The 16,512-nt window shown below is 63.6% G+C and carries 17 protein-coding genes; 3 read left to right on the forward strand and 14 right to left on the reverse strand.

Going from position 1 to position 16,512, the window contains the following annotated elements; all coding sequences use genetic code 11:
• Positions 1-51: 51 nt before the first annotated feature.
• Positions 52-408 (reverse strand): DUF1304 domain-containing protein, encoded by a 357-nt coding sequence (locus ACVOK8_RS17335; RefSeq protein WP_405051609.1) that lies wholly within the window; start codon positions 406-408, stop codon positions 52-54.
• 49 nt (positions 409-457) lie between these two features.
• On the reverse strand, positions 458-1,786 hold the full coding sequence (locus tag ACVOK8_RS17340; protein WP_481567910.1) for an NTP/NDP exchange transporter: 1,329 nt from the start codon (positions 1,784-1,786) through the stop codon (positions 458-460).
• Between the two features lie 169 nt (positions 1,787-1,955).
• Here ACVOK8_RS17340 and ACVOK8_RS17345 point away from each other — a divergent pair, with 169 nt between their 5' ends.
• Positions 1,956-3,551, forward strand: coding sequence for a GMC family oxidoreductase (locus ACVOK8_RS17345; protein ID WP_481567911.1), 1,596 nt, complete (start codon positions 1,956-1,958; stop codon positions 3,549-3,551).
• A gap of 100 nt (positions 3,552-3,651) precedes the next feature.
• Here the strand turns inward: ACVOK8_RS17345 and ACVOK8_RS17350 are convergent, their stop codons facing one another.
• Positions 3,652-5,577 carry a M48 family metallopeptidase gene (locus ACVOK8_RS17350; protein ID WP_481567912.1) on the reverse strand — a complete coding sequence of 642 codons (1,926 nt, stop codon included), beginning with the start codon at positions 5,575-5,577 and terminating at the stop codon, positions 3,652-3,654.
• A gap of 29 nt (positions 5,578-5,606) precedes the next feature.
• A complete protein-coding gene (locus tag ACVOK8_RS17355; protein WP_481567913.1) occupies positions 5,607-6,212 on the reverse strand; it encodes a LemA family protein in 606 nt (201 codons plus the stop codon).
• Positions 6,213-6,291: 79 nt separating this feature from the next.
• Here ACVOK8_RS17355 and ACVOK8_RS17360 point away from each other — a divergent pair, with 79 nt between their 5' ends.
• The gene (locus ACVOK8_RS17360; RefSeq protein WP_481567914.1) at positions 6,292-7,707 is read left to right on the forward strand and encodes a serine hydrolase domain-containing protein; all 1,416 of its coding nucleotides are present in this window, start codon (positions 6,292-6,294) and stop codon (positions 7,705-7,707) included.
• 576 nt (positions 7,708-8,283) lie between these two features.
• Here the strand turns inward: ACVOK8_RS17360 and ACVOK8_RS17365 are convergent.
• The 10 genes from ACVOK8_RS17365 to nudE form a co-directional block, all read right to left on the reverse strand.
• Complete coding sequence (locus ACVOK8_RS17365; protein WP_481567915.1) at positions 8,284-8,673, reverse strand: hypothetical protein; 390 nt, start codon at positions 8,671-8,673, stop codon at positions 8,284-8,286.
• Positions 8,674-9,463: 790 nt separating this feature from the next.
• A complete protein-coding gene (gene gcvH / locus ACVOK8_RS17370; protein ID WP_282270622.1) occupies positions 9,464-9,859 on the reverse strand; it encodes a glycine cleavage system protein GcvH in 396 nt (131 codons plus the stop codon).
• A gap of 86 nt (positions 9,860-9,945) precedes the next feature.
• Positions 9,946-11,067 carry a glycine cleavage system aminomethyltransferase GcvT gene (gene gcvT, locus ACVOK8_RS17375; protein WP_481567916.1) on the reverse strand — a complete coding sequence of 374 codons (1,122 nt, stop codon included), beginning with the start codon at positions 11,065-11,067 and terminating at the stop codon, positions 9,946-9,948.
• Between the two features lie 90 nt (positions 11,068-11,157).
• On the reverse strand, positions 11,158-11,589 hold the full coding sequence (locus ACVOK8_RS17380; RefSeq protein ID WP_481567917.1) for an NfeD family protein: 432 nt from the start codon (positions 11,587-11,589) through the stop codon (positions 11,158-11,160).
• Between the two features lie 3 nt (positions 11,590-11,592).
• Positions 11,593-12,561 (reverse strand): SPFH domain-containing protein, encoded by a 969-nt coding sequence (locus ACVOK8_RS17385; RefSeq protein ID WP_481544164.1) that lies wholly within the window; start codon positions 12,559-12,561, stop codon positions 11,593-11,595.
• Positions 12,562-12,629: 68 nt separating this feature from the next.
• Entirely contained in the window at positions 12,630-12,932 is a 303-nt protein-coding gene (locus ACVOK8_RS17390) for an Mpo1-like protein (RefSeq protein WP_282270617.1), read from the reverse strand.
• Positions 12,933-12,971: 39 nt separating this feature from the next.
• Positions 12,972-13,295: a YnfA family protein gene (locus tag ACVOK8_RS17395; RefSeq protein WP_296252628.1), complete on the reverse strand. Its 324-nt coding sequence runs from the start codon at positions 13,293-13,295 to the stop codon at positions 12,972-12,974.
• A complete protein-coding gene (gene mazG, locus ACVOK8_RS17400; protein ID WP_481567918.1) occupies positions 13,292-14,113 on the reverse strand; it encodes a nucleoside triphosphate pyrophosphohydrolase in 822 nt (273 codons plus the stop codon). Before mazG ends, ACVOK8_RS17395 begins: the two co-directional genes overlap by 4 nt.
• 79 nt (positions 14,114-14,192) lie before the next feature.
• Positions 14,193-15,002 carry a 3'(2'),5'-bisphosphate nucleotidase CysQ gene (gene cysQ / locus ACVOK8_RS17405; RefSeq protein ID WP_481567919.1) on the reverse strand — a complete coding sequence of 270 codons (810 nt, stop codon included), beginning with the start codon at positions 15,000-15,002 and terminating at the stop codon, positions 14,193-14,195.
• The gene (gene nudE / locus ACVOK8_RS17410; protein ID WP_282270609.1) at positions 14,999-15,547 is read right to left on the reverse strand and encodes an ADP compounds hydrolase NudE; all 549 of its coding nucleotides are present in this window, start codon (positions 15,545-15,547) and stop codon (positions 14,999-15,001) included. The genes cysQ and nudE overlap by 4 nt, the downstream gene beginning before the upstream one ends.
• Positions 15,548-15,671: 124 nt before the next feature.
• Here nudE and ACVOK8_RS17415 point away from each other — a divergent pair, with 124 nt between their 5' ends.
• Positions 15,672-16,406 (forward strand): 16S rRNA (uracil(1498)-N(3))-methyltransferase, encoded by a 735-nt coding sequence (locus ACVOK8_RS17415; RefSeq protein ID WP_481567920.1) that lies wholly within the window; start codon positions 15,672-15,674, stop codon positions 16,404-16,406.
• The last annotated feature ends 106 nt before the right edge of the window (positions 16,407-16,512 follow it).

A 16,512-nucleotide genomic window follows, 5' to 3' on the forward strand; every position in this document is an offset into this window, starting at 1 on the left:
ATGCTCGGCAGGGGCCCTACGGGCAATGCCCCTGCCGAGCATGGCTCGGCACTACAGTGCGCGTAGCAGCAGTGCCACGATTGCCGGTACGGCCTGGACGTAGAAGATGCGCGGGCTGACGCTGTAGGCGCCATAGGCACCGGCCACCACCACGCAGACCAGCGAGAACGTCACCAGCACCGGCTGCGCCAGTACCAGCCCGGCGATGATGCCCGCCGCAAGAAAACCGTTGTACAGCCCCTGGTTCGCCGCCAGCACGCGCGTGGCCTGCGCCTTCTCCGGCGTGTTGCGGAAGGTCTTCAAGCCCTGCGGCTTGGTCCACAGGAACATCTCCAGAACCAGGAAATACACATGCAACACCGCTACCAGCAGCGTCACCGCCATTGCACTTACGCCCAATACACTCATTGCCATCTCATCCTCGCAGCACAGCGGCAACCCGCCGCGGGGTAATCACTCAGCGATCCTGCGGCAGCTTCTTCTCTTCGCGCAAGACGCCCAGCGCCGACAGCGTCATGAACACCGCCACCGCGGCACCACCGACGAACACCGCCTGCGAACCAAACAGGGACAAGCCCTTGTGCACCCAAGCGAAGGTCAGGTCGGCACCACGGTAAACAACGGTATCGATGGCCGCACCGGCCTTGTAACGCCATTGCCGGTCCACCCGCGTATAGATCGTCTCGCGTGCCGGTTTACCCAGCGAGAATTCGCTGGCGCGGGTCAGCACCTGGATCACCGCCACCATCACCGGCAACGGTGATGCTGCCGCGATCGAGAAGCCGATGATGATCGCGAAACCCGGAATCAACAGCGCCGGCGCCACGCCATAACGTGACAGCAACCAGCGGGTCAGGCCCAGCTGGATGATCAGGGTCAAGGCATTCACCGCCAGGTCGATGCGCGAATAGAACGCGGTACTGGCCGCCGGATCGGTGATCATGCGCCGTACGATCGCCGCCTGCTCGTTGTACAGCATGGTCCCAACGCCGACCCCGAATATCACCATCAGAGCCAACCAGCGCAGCAGCGGCTCACGTGCGATCAGCTTCAGCCCGTCGAACACGCTGCCGCCCATCGGCTGCTCGCCATCGGCCAATTGCTGTTCGCGTTCGCGCTGCACCGCCCACGGCCGCAACTTCCAGATGCAGAACAGGCAGATCGACAGGAAGCCGGCCGAGACCAGCATCAGGTTGGCGATGCCGACGCGCTGCACCAGCGAGCTGGTGATGATAGGTCCCAGGAATGCGCCAACCGTGCCGGCCGCGCCGATGTAGCCGTAGAACGCACGCGCCTGCACGTTGGAGAACACGTCGGCCATGAAGCTCCAGAACACCGCCACCGCGAACAGGTTGAAGACGGTGATCCAGAAGAAGAACGCCATGCCGCGGCCAGGTATGTTGGCGCTGAACATCGCGTAGAACACGAACAGGGTGAAAATGAAGAAGCCATACACCAGCGGCAGGAACACCCGTCGCGGATAGCGGCTGACCAGCCAACCGTACAGCGGCTGCAGCACCAGCATGATCAGGAACACGCAGGAGAACAGGAACTGCAGGGTGAAGTCCTTCAGCGGCATGCCATGGGCCGCGAACCAGGCGATCAACCCGGGCGGGAACAAGGCCTCCATGTCCGCCGATGCCGCCATCGCCTCACGCACCGGGCGCAGCACGTAGTAGCCGCTGAGCAGGCAGAAGAAGTACAGGAACGACCACCAAAGCGGCGGTGAGCCGCGCAGCGCCAGCAACAAGCGCGACACAGCACCGGGTCCGCGCGGAACGGTCATGCGGCACCCCGGCGCAGCGGGTGGCGAGAGGACGGCGGCATCGGGTAACTCCGGTGGGACTCGGCAGAGCGCGTACGTTATCTAATGCACTGCAACATCGCCAGTGCGGCAGGGCTTACTCCGGTACAACGCGCCGTTCTATCCTGAGTGACCGGGGACGGAGAAGACCGTGAGCGAAGCAGGGAAGGAATTCGACTACATCATCGTCGGCGCCGGTTCGGCCGGCTGTGTGCTGGCCAACCGGCTCAGCGCCGACCCGCAGATACGAGTGCTGCTGATCGAAGCCGGGCCACGCGACTGGCACCCCTTCATCCACATGCCGGCGGGCATCGCCCGGCTGGTCAACAACCGCAAGGTCAACTGGAGCTACGACACCGAACCGGAGCCCGCGCTGGGCAACCGCCGCCTGTGGTGGCCGCGCGGCAAGGTGCTGGGCGGCTCCAGCTCGATCAATGCCATGTGTTACGTGCGTGGCGTGCCGGGCGACTACGACCGCTGGGCAGCGGCCGGCGCCAGCGGTTGGAACTGGGACAGCGTGCTGCCGTGGTTCCGCCACGCCGAGGGCAATGCGCGTGGCGCCGATGCGCTGCACGGGGCCGATGGCCCCCTGCAGGTAGCCGACCTGCGCCACGTCAATCCGCTCAGCCACGCCTTCATCGCCGCTGGGCAGCAGGCTGGCCACGCACCAAACACCGACTTCAACGGCGCCCAGCATGAAGGCGTTGGTCTTTACCAGGTGACGCAGAAGAACGGCGCCCGTTGCTCTTCAGCGGCTGCCTATCTCACCCCAATGCGCTCGCGCAGCAATCTGCAGGTAGTCACCGGCGCGCTGGTGGAACGGCTGCAAATCGACGCTGGGCGCGTTACCGGCGTACGCCTGCGTGTGGGCGGCAAACGCCAGCTGTACCGCGCAGCCGCCGAAGTGCTGCTCAGCGCTGGTGCGATCAACTCGCCACAACTGTTGATGCTGTCCGGCATCGGCCCGGCCGACGCGCTGCGCGCGCACGGCATCAACGTCCAGCTCGACCAGCCCGGCGTCGGTGCCAACCTGCAGGACCACCTGGATATCTGCACGCTGTACCGCAGCGTGCCCGGCGTCAGCTACGACCGCGCCAGCGAGATCATGATCGGGCTGAACTACTTCCTGCGCGGCCATCGGGGTGCCGGCACCAGCAACGTCGCCGAGGCCGGTGGCTTCGTGCGTTCGCGTTTCGCGCCGGATGAGCGTGCCGACATCCAGTTCCACTTCGTCCCGGCGATGCTGGACAACCACGGACGCAATCGCCTGCCCGGCGACGGCTACACCTTGCACGCCTGCTACCTGCATCCGCGCAGCCGCGGCCGCATCAGCCTGGCCAGCGCCGACCCGGCTGCGCCCGCGCGCATCAACGCCAATTACCTCAGCGACGCCGAAGGCTTCGACTTGAAGATGATGATCGAGGCTGCGCGCCTGAGCCGCGACATCCTGCAGCAACCAGCATTTGCACCGTGGCGCAAGGCGCCGTTGCTCCCGGCTGATGAGCACCTGGACGATGCCGGGCTGGAAGCGTTCATCCGCGCCAAGGCCGAGACCATCTACCACCCAATCGGCACCTGCCGTATGGGCAGCGACGAGGCGGCGGTGGTCGATCCGCAGTTACGGGTGCGGGGTATCGATGGATTGCGGGTGATCGATGCCTCGGTGATGCCGACATTGGTGAGCGGCAATACCAATGCGCCGACCATCATGATTGCGGAGCGTGCGGCGGGATTGATTCTGGGGTGAGGCCCAGTGGTTGTTGTCAGGGAGAAGCAAGCAGAGGCAAAAGCACACCCCTCCCAAGCCCTCCCCTTCGCCTTCGGCGAAAGGGAGGGAGACAAACTGCTCACGCAATCTGCAGCATTGCTGGTAAAGGGCAATGCAAGGTGGCGCAGATCGTCCGCAGCAGCTCGGCTTCGGCGATGTTCACGCGCTGGTTGTGGCTCACCGTTGCAGTCACCGCCTCCACCAGCAGCTGCTTGGCCAACGGGTCCATCGAATCCAGCGGTGCCCAAACCGCGTCAAGTGCCAGTACTCCGTTTGCCGGTGGCGCGTACGGCAGATGATCCTGCGGCAGGATGCGCTGCAGGCCGGCCAGGTAGGCGCGACGCGCGCCCGCTTCGTCGCCGGGGTTGCCGGCGCGCGCCACCACCGACAACAGGATGGCGAACTCGCGCTGCACGCCGCTGGCTTTGCGACGGCCGAAATGCAGGTGTCGCGACGGATCCAAGGCTGCTTGCACCTGCACCATCAACAAACGCGACAGGCAGTACTCGAACAACGAGATGCGTCCATCGGCGTGGGTCAGGGCATCGATACAGCGCATGAAGGCCGTCAGCTGCGGGCGTGGCAAGCTGCGCAGGGTCGGGAATGCCAAGGCCGCCAATGGCAGCCGTAGCGCGGCGTGCAGCTCGCGCAAGGGGCCTGCCGCGATGCTCAGCACACTGTTGGCCATCGGCTCGCCCAGTTGCTCGCTCACCGCTATCCGCTGGCGCGCGGCGACCGTCGCGTCGGCGTCCAGCAGCATCGCCAGCAACAACGGCTGCGCCGCATCACGCTCGCCGGCCAAAGCACGCAGTGTCGATGGCAGGCTGCCCGCCAAGCGCACAGCCTGCTGGTAGTCGTCATCGGCTGGCGTAGCCACCTGCGCAGCCACCAACGCTGGATCAACGGCCATCTGCTGCATGCCCGGCAACGGCGGCAGCAGCGCATCCACGCTGGGCGCATCGCGACCCGCCAGACCCAAGGTGCGGTCTTCGGCCAGTCCGTCGGGCGGCGCACTGAACCAGTTACCGCGCAGGGTCTGCAGCTGCTCCGGACGGAATGACGGCTCCAAACGCTGGATGCGTTCAACCAGCGGTGGATGGGTGGCAAACCAGCTGGACAGCCGCAACCCTTCGCCAAACAACATATGGCTGACTTCCTCGGCGCCGGCACGGTCGGCCAGATGCGAGCCGTCATCCAGACCGCCGATCTTTTTCAAGGCACCAGCAAGACCCTGGGTCTGCCGGGTGAACTGCACCGCAGAGGCATCGGCCAGGACTTCGCGCTGGCGCGATACCGCCGCCTTGATCAATCGACCGAACAACACGCCGATGCTGCCGATGGCGATGCCGGCCAAACCGATCAGCATCAGCAGGAACACCGGTCCAACACTGCGGCCGAAGCGCACGCGGCTGCCGCCGCCCATATGCAGCAGCACGCGCTTGCCGATAACACTGAGCATCAGGATGCCGAACAACACGCCCATCAGGCGGATGTTCAGGCGCATGTCGCCGTTGAGGATGTGGCTGAACTCGTGCGCGATCACGCCTTGCAGTTCATCACGGTTGAGCCGCTGCAGGGTGCCGCGGGTAACCGCGATGGCCGCATCGGCAGACGAATAGCCGGCAGCGAATGCATTGATGCCAGCCTCCTGCTCCAGCACATACAGACGCGGCATCGGCACGCCGGAGGCGATGGCGATCTCTTCCACCACGTTACGCAGCCGTCGCAATGCCGGATCACGGGTATCGGCGGGCACTTCGGTGCCGCCCATCTGTACGGCCACCACCTCGCCGCCCCCACGTAGCGAGCTGATCCGATACAGCGAAGCCAGGCCGATCAGCGCCAGCGTCACCACGCTGCTCCACAGCACGCCGCGCACGCTGCCGGTGCCGACCCACACCAGCACATCGACCATCAGCACGATGGCCAGAACCGCCAGCGCAAACAGCAGCACCAGTCGCCCGGAGTTACGCCGCGCCTGGGCCTGGTGTTCGAAGAAATTCACCCTGCGTCCCTGTTACGTCAGCGCCAGATTCAGAACTGCACCTTGGGCGCTTCGCGCACCTGCTCGCGCCTCTCCAGCGGAATATCCAGCAGCGCGGCGGTGGCGAAATTGAACATGTCGGCAAACACATTGGCCGGGAACGTCTCGCGCCGATTGTTGTAGCCCATCACTGCATCGTTGTACGCCTGCCGCGCGAAGGCGACCTTGTTCTCGGTGCTGGAGAGCTCTTCGCTGAGCTGCATCATGTTCTGGTTGGCCTTCAGCTCCGGGTAGGCCTCGGCCACTGCCATCAACCTGCCCAGCACGCCGTTCAACTGCCCCTGCGAGGCCGCCAGCTGCGCCATTGCCGCCGGATCGCCCGGATCGACCTTGGCTGCAGCCAAACCTGACTGCGCCGCGCTGCGCGCTGCGATCACTGCTTCCAGGGTCTGCCGCTCATGGCCCATGTAGGCTTTGGCGGTCTCCACCAGGTTGGGAATCAGGTCAAAACGCCGCTGCAGCTGCACGTCGATCTGCGCAAAAGCATTCTTGTAGCCGTTACGAGCCCGCACCAGCCCGTTGTAGATCCCCACACCCACCGCCACAACTGCGACAGCCACCACAAGAAAGATCAGCAATATCAACGCGATGCCCATTCATTCTCTCCCCGTTTGTGCATTGATGAAAAGCGGCGCTAGAATCGCCCACAGCAGTAGCTTACAGGCACCGATCACGATGAAAGACAAGAGCAAGCGCCGGCACATTCGCCCGGTGGCATCGGGATTGCTGGGGGTGTTGATGCCCTTTGCATTGTCGTCTACCGCGCAGACTCCCACTCCCGCCGCCCTGCCAGCCGAAGCATCAGCTGCCGTGGCGTTGCCGGTGAACCTGGAGAACGCGCCCGCACAATCGCCGACGCAGCCAATGCCTTACCGCACCGCGCTGCGCCCGGACCAGGTACAACCCCTGCCGGCCGACTTCAATGTCGCCGCCATCGAGTCGCTGGCCGAACAGCTGACCTACGGCAACCGCGTTCCCGGCATGGCGATGGCCATCGTCCAGAACGGCCGCGTGCTGTCGGCACGTGGCTACGGCGTTACCGATATCAGCAATCCGCAGGAAGTAGACGCGCACACCGTGTTCCGCCTGGCCTCGCTGTCCAAGGCCTTCGCCGGCACCATGGCCGGGCTGCTGGTCAACGATGGCACCCTGCGCTGGGACAGCAAGGTCACCGACTACGTTCCCGGTTTCCGCCTGGCCACACCCGAAGCCACCGACAAGCTCACCGTTGCCGATGTACTGAGCCAACGCGTCGGCCTTACCAGCAATGCCTATGACCGCGATGTCGAGGCCAACGCTGACTACTACACGCTTACCCAGAAGCTGGCCACCGCGCCGCTCAAGTGCGCCCCGGGTGATTGCTACTCCTACCAGAACGTCGCCTTCAGCCTGGTCGGCGATGTGGTGTTTGCGGCCTCGGGCAGCTTCTACGAGCAGGCCGTTGAGAAGCGCATCCTCAAGCCGTTGGGCATGAACGATGCCAGCCTCGGCCTGGCCGGTATCCAGGCCAGCTCGCGCTGGGCGCGTCCCCACGTACGCAGCCGCAACGGCTGGGTGTCGCTGACGCCCAAGCCCACTTACTACCGCGTGGCACCTGCTGCTGGCGTCAACGCCAGCGCCAGCGACATGGCGCAGTGGTTGTTGGCTCACACCGGCCACCGTCCGGACGTATTGCCGGCACCGCTGCTTGCAACGCTGCATGCGCCCTTGGTGAATACCCCTGGCGAAATGCGTTCGGGCTGGCGCCACCAGCGCCTGGACTCGGCGGGCTATGCACTGGGCTGGCGCGTATTCGATTACTCCGGTCACCAGGTGGTCTTCCATGCCGGTGCGGTGCAGGGCTATCGCGGCCTGGTCGCGCTGCTGCCGGAACGTGACCTGGGCATCGCCATCATGTGGAACGGCGAAAGCAGCCTGCCCAGCGGCATGATGCCGACCATCCTCGATCGCGCCATCGGCCTGCCGACGCAGCGCTGGCTGGACGTGGATACCGACTTTGGCAGCGACAACCTGATGGCCGAGGATGCCACTCCGACACGCGGCGGCAAGAAGGGCGCGTCTTCTGATCGTGCGGTGGCATCGCCGCGCTGAGTTGCGTGGTGGTTCCCTGCAGTGCAAGAAAGGCGGCCTCTGGCCGCCTTTCTTTTTGGACCGCTGACGCCGCTCCTATTTTGTAGGAGCGGCGTCAGCCGCGAAGCTGGTGGTGCTTGAACACCTCGGGGCAGTCGGCTTGCATGGAACCAAAATCGGAGGAACCAGATCTTCCAAGAGAACGCAGAGCCCGCCTGGTCGGATACCGGGTCGGCTTCGCGGCTAACGCCGCTCCTACAAACCGGTGTGCGCTATCCCGCCTGCTTTTGTGGGAGCGGCGTCAGCCGCGAAGCAGGTGGTGCTCGAACAACCCGGGCAGTCGGGTTGCACGGAACCAAAATCGAAGAAGCCAGATCTTCCAAGAGAGCGCGAAGCCCGCCTGATCGGATGCTGCCCGGCTTCGCGGCTGACGCCGCTTGCGGGATTTCGCCTGGTCGAGCCCCTTGCCGAGCATGGCTCGGTAATACCGCAACGGCTGACCTGATCGGTAACCGCTGCTGCGGTTCGCCCATAAAAAAACTCCCTCCCCGCTGGGCAGTCGGGGAAGGAGTTTCAGGTCTTGCTAGTGAAGCTGGATCAGATCAGCGGCGCCGGGGTAGCCGGCAGCGCTACCGGAGCGGCCTTCTTCTTGCGAGCGGCCGGCTTCTTCTTCGCAGCAACCTTCTTGGCGGCCGGCTTCTTGGCGGCAACCTTCTTTGCAGTCTTCTTTACGACCTTCTTGGCAGCTGCCTTCTTGGCAACCTTCTTTACGGCCTTCTTGACGGTCTTCTTGGCTGCTGCCTTCTTCACGGTCTTCTTGGCTGCTGCCTTTTTGACGGTCTTCTTGGCAACGGCCTTCTTGGCGACCTTCTTCACTGCCTTCTTGGCGGTTGCCTTCTTGGCAACCTTCTTCACGGCAGCCTTCTTGGCGACTTTCTTTACCGCCTTCTTGGCGGCCGGCTTTTTAGCTGCTTTCTTCGTAGCCATGGTTTGTTCCTCGTCAGTGATCTATGGAATTGAAATGCCCAGTTGAAGCAAATCCGCGGTGTTCGGCGGAGGACCGACGACGCGTCTAGCGCATCGTTACGGATACAGAAACACCCGCAACGGGTTCCGCTGCAGGTGCCAGATAGAAATCAGGGGGGTGTTTCGCGGAAGGAAGCGAGTCCTGCTCCACCATCAAAAAAATCCTGGCGGACGTCCAAGTTGTGCTTCGCGTCTGAATGTTGATCCGGCTCACTCGCTTCCGCAGGAAAGGTCTGCTGGGCGAAACCTAATCACGGTTTTTTTTACTGTCAACTATCTTTGCAAATTATTTTTCGGAAGCCTTCAGCCTTCCGCACCCGGCCACGTGCCGCCACAGCCCGCCACTTGCACCCGTAGACGCCACGTCTGCAAGCTTCAAAAAAAACACAAAGTAAAAAAACATCGGTAAAAGTGCACTATTCGTTTCAACGCCAGCAACACGCAGCTGTGTTGGCGCTACACCAATGGCATCTCAATGCATGCGACCGACAGCCGCGACGGGCCGGTTCCAGCACCCAAAAAAAAGTTTGCCGAAGGCAAGGCTTTAGCTGTGCGATGGATCATTTTGCGCAAACTTTTTGGACCACTTCGCACTCCGCGACAACACCGATCAGAACCGCATTGCGTCGACTGGCATCCGCATCGACGTCTCATCGCCAGCCACTCATCACCAGCGATCATCACGTGATGCTGACACCGGCATAAAAAAAACGGCCGCTGATAGCGGCCGCTTTCCGGATCACGACAGGACTCAGTGGTCCTCGTTTTCCAACATCTCGGCATAGTCATCCGGGCCGAGCAGGTCGTTCAACTGATCCGGATCAGACAGCTCGACCACGTACAGCCAGCCGTCGCCGTAAGCATCTTCGTTGATGGTTTCCGGCTTGTCGGTCACCGCTTCGTTGACTTCGACAACGGTGCCGGACACCGGGCTGTAGACGTCGGATGCAGCCTTCACCGACTCGACCACCGCTGCGCCAACGCCAGCCTGCACGCTGTCACCGACAGCCGGCAGTTCGACGTAGACCAGGTCACCCAGCAAGCCCTGGGCATGATCGGAAATACCGACGGTAACGCGGTTGCTGCCTTCGACACGTGCCCACTCGTGGGACTTGAGGAACTTGAGGTCGCCAGGGATCTCGCTCATGGAACTACTCCGGAAAAACGGTGGTCGGGATGAATCGCTAGTTTAACGAACCGGAAGCAAGGTCGCTTCCGGTCCGGTCCTACAGGTCAAAGATTGATGCCGGCCTGCGGCTGGCCGTCACGCACGAACGGGAACTTGACGATGCGCACCGGCACTTCCTTGCCACGGATGTCCACCCGCACATCACCCGGCGCACCAGCCGGCACCCGCGCGAAGGCGATCGCCTTGCCCAGCGTCGGCGAGAAGGTACCGGACAGGATCTCGCCTTCGCCATTGGCGGTGAGCACTTTCTGGCCGTGGCGCAGCACGCCCTTCTCGTCCATCACCAGCCCGATCATCTGCCGCGCGTTGCCTGCTGCCTTCTGCGCTTCCAGCACCGCACGACCGGTGAACGCGCGCGGTGTGCCATCTGCCAGGTCATCCAGCGCCACAGTCCATGCCAGCGCCGCCTCGTACGGGGTGATGGCTTCGTCCATGTCCTGGCCGTAGAGATTCATGCCGGCTTCCAGACGCAGCGTGTCGCGTGCGCCGAGGCCGGCCGGCTTCACGCCAGCAGCCAGCAGCGCATTCCAGAACGCGACGACCGCGCTCTGCGGCAGCAGCACTTCGTAGCCGTCTTCGCCGGTGTAACCGGTACGTGCGACGAACAGTTCAACCCCGTCGGTGGCGCTGACGTCCAGCGCGGCGAAGCGGCCGAGCTTGTCCAGCGCGGCGCGATCCGACTCCGCTACCAGGCCGGCGACAAGCGCACGCGCCTGCGGCCCCTGCACAGCGATGATGGCCAGGTCTTCGCGTTCGATTACTTCGACGCCGAAGGCTTCGGCGTGCTGGCGGATCCAGGCCAGATCCTTCTCGCGGGTGGATGCATTGACCACCATGCGGAACATGTCCTCGGCCAGGAAATAGACGATCAAGTCATCGATCACCCCACCCTGCGCATTGAGCATGCACGAGTACAGGGCCTTGCCGCGGACCTTGACCTTGTCGATGGAGTTGGCCAGCAGCTGGCGCAGGAACTCACGGGTGCGCGCACCCTTCAGATCAACCACAGTCATGTGGCTGACGTCGAACATGCCAGCGGCGCCGCGAACCAGGTTGTGCTCGTCGATCTGCGAGCCGTAATGGATCGGCATGTCCCAACCGCCGAAGTCGACCATCTTGGCGCCGAGTGAGCGGTGGGTTTCGTTGAGCAAAGTCTTCAGGGTCATGGCCGTTCCACACTAAGGGGACGGCCATTATCCCAGATGGTTACTTTTAAAACCTGCGGCACTGCCACAACGGCAGTACCGCAGCGGTATTCAGACTGGCTGCACCTTCAGCGTCATGCCATCCACGGCCACCACGCGAACCGCGCTGCCCTGCGGCAGATCGGGGCCGGCGACCACCCAGAACGCATCGTCCACCTTGGCCCGGCCGACACCGGCGCTGATCGCCTGCTCCAGCGTCACCACCCGCCCGATCAGCTGCTCGGCGCGACGGTTGAGCAGGGGCTGGTCGCTGGGCCGCGCACGTTGCCGGAACCAGGTGCGATAGACCTGGATCGAGACAAAGCTCAGTACCACGAACAGGATCACCTGCAGCAACACGGTCATGCCGTCGATCGCCCAGACGGTGAGGAACACGGCCGCTGCGGCGATGCCCATCCACAACATGAAAGCCCCCGGCGCCAGCGCCTCGGCGGCAAACAGGGTCACCGCCAGCGCTGCCCAGATCACCACTTCCCAGCGCATGGCTCAGCGCCCCAGCGGCGGCGGGTTGCCGCGTGTCGGCTGCTTCGCTTCGCCTTGCTTGGCGAAGGCTTCCTTGGCCAGTTCCGAAATACCCGCAATGGAGCTGATCACACCGGTCGCCTCCATCGGCATCAGCACCAGCTTCTGGTTGGGCGAATTGGCCAGTTCACTGAAGGCTTCCACGTACTTCTGCGCGATGAAGTAATTGATCGCCTGCACGCTGCCATTGGCGATGGCATCGGACACCATCGCGGTCGCCTTGGCCTCAGCTTCGGCCAGACGCTCGCGCGCCTCGGCATCGCGGAACGCAGCCTCCCTGCGCCCTTCTGCTTCCAGCACGGCGGATTGCTTCTGGCCTTCGGCGCGCAGGATCTCCGATTGGCGGATACCTTCGGACTCCAGAATGGCAGCGCGCTTGTTCTGCTCGGCCATCTTCTGCTGCTGCATCGACTGCACCAGGTTGGCCGGTGGCTGGATGTCCTTGATCTCGATGCGGGTGACTTTGACCCCCCACGGATTGGTGGCATGGTCGACCACGTTGAGCAGCTTGGCGTTGATGGTTTCGCGCTGGCTCAGCGACTCATCCAGGTCCATCGAGCCGATCACGGTACGGATATTGGTCTGCACCAGCGCAATCATCGCCACTTCCAGGTTGGCTACTTCATAGGCCGCCTTGGCCGCATCCAGCACCTGAAAGAACACCACCCCATCCACCCGCACCACCGCATTGTCCCGGGTGATGACGTCCTGGCTGGGTACTTCCAGCACCTGCTCCATCATGTTCACCTTGCGACCGACACCGTAAACAATCGGAATCAGGAAGTGCAGACCGGGGGTCATCGTGTGCGTGTACTTGCCGAAGCGCTCCACGGTCCATTCGTAGCCCTGCGGCACCATCCGCACCGTCTTGAACAGCACGATGATGCCGGCCACCACGACCACCAACGCCAACAACCCTGCTCCGCTGCCCATGAGATCGCTCCTTGTGCTGATTGATGGGCCGAGTATAGCGACAGCCCCGGAAACAACTGGGCAGGCGCTTACAGCCGCACCCGCCCGCGCAGGATGTCGACGAACATCACCCAGTCACCGGCAAATGAATAGAAGGGGTGGCGAAAGGTCGCCGGCCGGTTCTTCTCGAAGAAGAAGTGCCCGACCCAGGCAAAGCCGTAGCCGCATAACAGCGCGAACCACAGCCAGCGCAGTTGGCCGCTCCACAGCAGCATCGCCACGCAGAGCAGCACGCCGCAGCTGCCGATGAAGTGCAGGCGACGACTGACGACGTTGCTGTGTTCGCCCAGGTAGAACGGGTAGAACTCACGGAAACTGCTGAAACCTGACATGGCCTGCACCCAAGGCTGGATGCCTCCAGCATAGGCGCTTCAGTTGCTGCGCGGGGCGAACATGATCACCGCCATGCCGAGCAGGCAGAGGCCGCCGCCGAGCAGGTCCCAGCGGGTGGGTTTGACCGAATCCACCAGCCATAGCCACAGCAGCGCCATGCAGACATAGACGCCGCCGTAGGCGGCATAGACGCGCCCGCTGGCAGCCGGATGGAGGGTCAGCAGCCAGGCGAACAAGGCCAGGCTGGCAGCAGCCGGTAACAGCAACCACGGGCTGCCCTGCTGCCGCAGCCATAGCCACGGCAGGTAGCAGCCGACGATCTCGGCCAACGCGGTCAGCAGGAACAGCGCCAGGGTTTTCACTTCGCCGCGTCCTTCTCCTGCTGCTTCACCTGCAGCCACAGTGCTTCCTGCTGCTGCAGGTCGAGCTGCGACATTGTTTTCCCCTGCGCAGCCGCCAGCGCCTCCATTGCGCGGAAACGGCGTTCGAACTTGTGATTGGCATGACGCAGGGCGGTGCCGCTGTCTACCTTGGCGTGGCGGGCAAGATTGGCGCAGACGAACAACACATCACCCAGTTCTTCCTGCAGCCGGGTCTGGTTGTCCACACCGGTTGCGGCAAGCTCGAACTCGGCCTGCACTTCGTCGATTTCCTCGCGCAACTTGTCCAGCACCGGCACTGCATCCGGCCAGTCGAAGCCGGTGCGGGCGGCACGCGACTGCAGCTTGGTAGCGCGCAGCCACTCCGGCAGTCCACGCGAAATACCGGCCAATGCAGACCCATCCTGCTCGCCCTTGGCGGCACGCTCGCTGCGCTTGATCTCGTCCCAGTTGGCCAGCACTTCGTCGGAATCGCTGACCTCGGTGTCGGCAAAGATATGCGGGTGGCGGCGGATCATCTTGTTGCTGATCGAGGCCACAACATCGGCGAAATTGAATGCACCCTGCTCGCTGGCCATCTGTGCGTGGAATACCACCTGCAGCAGCAGATCGCCAAGCTCGTCTTTCAGGTCCGGCAAGTCATTGCGGTCGATGGCGTCGGCCACTTCGTAAGCCTCCTCCACCGTGTACGGCGCAATGCTGGCGAAGTCCTGTTCCAGGTCCCACGGGCATCCGCCATCGGGATCGCGCAGGCGCGCCATGATCTGCAACAGGGTCTGGATATCGGTCAGTTCGGACATGCGCGCATCACCTTTGATTACGAATACGCCGGCAATCGCCGGCGTTTGAAGTTCACTGCAGGCAGCCAGTGGCTGGGCGTCAAAGCCCGGCCACCCACTCCTGCCACGGCAGCGAAGCATCGCCCAAGGCAACGAAGTCGCCGTTGAGCAGCCGCGGGCGTTGGTTGTAGGCGAATGGCACACCGTCATCGGCAGCCAACACCACACCACCTGCGGCTTCCAGTACGCACTGACCGGCTGCGGTATCCCATTCACTGGTCGGCCCAAGGCGCGGGTACACGTCCAGCGTGCCTTCGGCGATGCGGCAGAACTTCAGCGAGGAACCCTGCGCGATCAGCTCGATCTCACCCATCCGCGCCAACAAGGTCGCCGTGCGCGCACTGGCGTGCGAGCGGCTGGCGGCGACCCGCAACGGTGATGCCGGTGGCACCCGCGTGGTGATCGCATCCTGCTGTTCACCGCTGCGGCGCCAGGCCTGGCCACCGCGCTGCGCGTGCCAGATGACCTCGGTCACCGGCGCCTGCACCACGCCAAACACCGACACGCTACGCTCGATCAGCGCGATGTTGACGCTGAATTCGCCATTGCGCTTGATGAACTCGCGGGTACCGTCCAGCGGATCCACCAGCCAATAACGCTGCCACTGGCGGCGCGTCTCCCACGGCAGCTGCGCCGATTCTTCGGACAACACAGGGATATCCGGGGTCAGTCGCCACAGACCGTCCACGATCAACCGGTGCGCGGCCAGATCGGCGGTGGTGACCGGGCTGTCGTCGGCCTTGTGCTCGATATCGAAGCCGCTGGCATAGACCTGCATGATCGCCGCGCCTGCGCGCTGGGCGACATCCAGCACGCCTTCGCGCAGGGCGTCATCAACTACAGCGTTCATGCGCCACCTCGCAACCACTCACGGGCAATGAACAGGGCCGCCAGCGAGCGTCCTTCGGAGAAATCTTCACGCAGCATCAGCTGGTCCAGTTCGGCCAGCTTCCACGGCACCACTTCCAGTTCTTCGGGCTCATCGCCAGGCAGACGCTGCGGATACAGGTCGCGCGCCAGCACCAGCGTGGATTGGTGACTCATATAAGTAGGTGCCAGGGTCAGGCTGCGCAGCGCATCCAGCCTGCGCGCGCCGTAACCGGCCTCCTCCTTGAGTTCGCGGTCGGCCGCTTCGATGGGCGTTTCCCCTTCATCAATGCGCCCTTTGACCAGGCCCAGCTCGTAGCGATGCAGGCCGGCTGCGTATTCACGCACCAGCAGCACAGTCTCTTCATCAAGCATCGGCACCACCACGACAGCGCCGTGGCCGCCACTCACCAGACGCTGGAAATGGCGGCGCTCGCCGTTGGAGAACTCCAGATCCAACTGTTGCTGGCGGAACGGACCGATGTGTTCTTCGACCACGTTATGGATCTGTGGCAGGCGGCGACTCATGCGCCACTCCGGGCAAAACGACGGTGGATCGATAGAATGCGCATTGGCAGATACGTTTTCATGACGTTGAAATGCTAGCAGACCCAGCCGCTTCCCATGCGGCACCGCCTTTGCGAGAACTCCCATGCGCCTTACCCGTTGCCCGATTGAACTGCCGCTCGCCACCGGCCAGACCTTGTCCCTGCCTGAGGATGTGGCCAACCATCTGGTCCGGGTGATGCGCCTGCGCGAGGGCGAAAGCTGCGTGTTGTTCAATGGCGATGGCCACGACTATGCAGCCACCATCAGCGCGATCAGCAAGCGCGAGGTACAGGTACACATAGACCGTGCCCAGGCCGTCGACAACGAATCACCGCTGGCGATCACCTTGCTGCAGGGCATAGCGCGTGGCGAGAAGATGGACCTGATCCTGCAGAAGGCCACCGAACTGGGGGTCAGCGGCATCATCCCGGTCAACGCCGAGCGCACCGAAGTAAAGCTGGACGCGGCCCGCGCCGAGAAGCGCATCGCGCATTGGCGCAATGTGGTTGGCTCGGCCTGCGGGCAATCCGGTCGCGCACGGATTCCATCCATTGGCAGCCCGCAGGCGCTGGCTGCGGCGGTGGCGGCATTGCCGGAACAGACACTGAGGCTGACGCTGGACCCGCTGGGCGAACATCGCCTGGCGTCGCTGCCGGCCGCACCGGCCAACGGTGTGGTGATCGCGATCGGTCCGGAAGGAGGCTGGTCACCGCGCGACCGCCAGCAGCTGAGCGAGGCCGGCTTCCAGGGCCTGCAGTTGGGTCCGCGCATCCTGCGCACCGAGACCGCCGGCTTGGCAGCAATCGCCGCCCTGCAGGCGCAGCTGGGCGACCTGTAGAGCCGAGATCCTATGTTCGCGGTCAAGCCTGCTGGAAGCAGGCTTGACCTACTCTCAGCATGGTCGGATCGAAATCCCGGCCGCTCTTGAGAACACCCCACGCGAT

The sequence above is a fragment of the Stenotrophomonas sp. STEN083 genome (genome assembly GCF_056759195.1).

Bases quoted from the DNA above. Each gene is read 5' to 3' on its own strand.
- mazG (WP_481567918.1), bottom strand. From the start codon at position 14,113: ATGTCCGAACTGACCGATATCCAGACCCTGTTGCAGATCATGGCGCGC.
- gcvH (WP_282270622.1), bottom strand. From the start codon at position 9,859: ATGAGCGAGATCCCTGGCGACCTCAAGTTCCTCAAGTCCCACGAGTGG.
- nudE (WP_282270609.1), bottom strand. From the start codon at position 15,547: ATGAGTCGCCGCCTGCCACAGATCCATAACGTGGTCGAAGAACACATC.
- ACVOK8_RS17360 (WP_481567914.1), top strand. From the start codon at position 6,292: ATGAAAGACAAGAGCAAGCGCCGGCACATTCGCCCGGTGGCATCGGGA.
- gcvT (WP_481567916.1), bottom strand. From the start codon at position 11,067: ATGACCCTGAAGACTTTGCTCAACGAAACCCACCGCTCACTCGGCGCC.
- cysQ (WP_481567919.1), bottom strand. From the start codon at position 15,002: ATGAACGCTGTAGTTGATGACGCCCTGCGCGAAGGCGTGCTGGATGTC.
- ACVOK8_RS17355 (WP_481567913.1), bottom strand. From the start codon at position 6,212: ATGGGCATCGCGTTGATATTGCTGATCTTTCTTGTGGTGGCTGTCGCA.
- ACVOK8_RS17365 (WP_481567915.1), bottom strand. From the start codon at position 8,673: ATGGCTACGAAGAAAGCAGCTAAAAAGCCGGCCGCCAAGAAGGCGGTA.
- ACVOK8_RS17340 (WP_481567910.1), bottom strand. From the start codon at position 1,786: ATGACCGTTCCGCGCGGACCCGGTGCTGTGTCGCGCTTGTTGCTGGCG.
- ACVOK8_RS17415 (WP_481567920.1), top strand. From the start codon at position 15,672: ATGCGCCTTACCCGTTGCCCGATTGAACTGCCGCTCGCCACCGGCCAG.
- ACVOK8_RS17390 (WP_282270617.1), bottom strand. From the start codon at position 12,932: ATGTCAGGTTTCAGCAGTTTCCGTGAGTTCTACCCGTTCTACCTGGGC.
- ACVOK8_RS17380 (WP_481567917.1), bottom strand. From the start codon at position 11,589: ATGCGCTGGGAAGTGGTGATCTGGGCAGCGCTGGCGGTGACCCTGTTT.
- ACVOK8_RS17335 (WP_405051609.1), bottom strand. From the start codon at position 408: ATGAGTGTATTGGGCGTAAGTGCAATGGCGGTGACGCTGCTGGTAGCG.
- ACVOK8_RS17385 (WP_481544164.1), bottom strand. From the start codon at position 12,561: ATGGGCAGCGGAGCAGGGTTGTTGGCGTTGGTGGTCGTGGTGGCCGGC.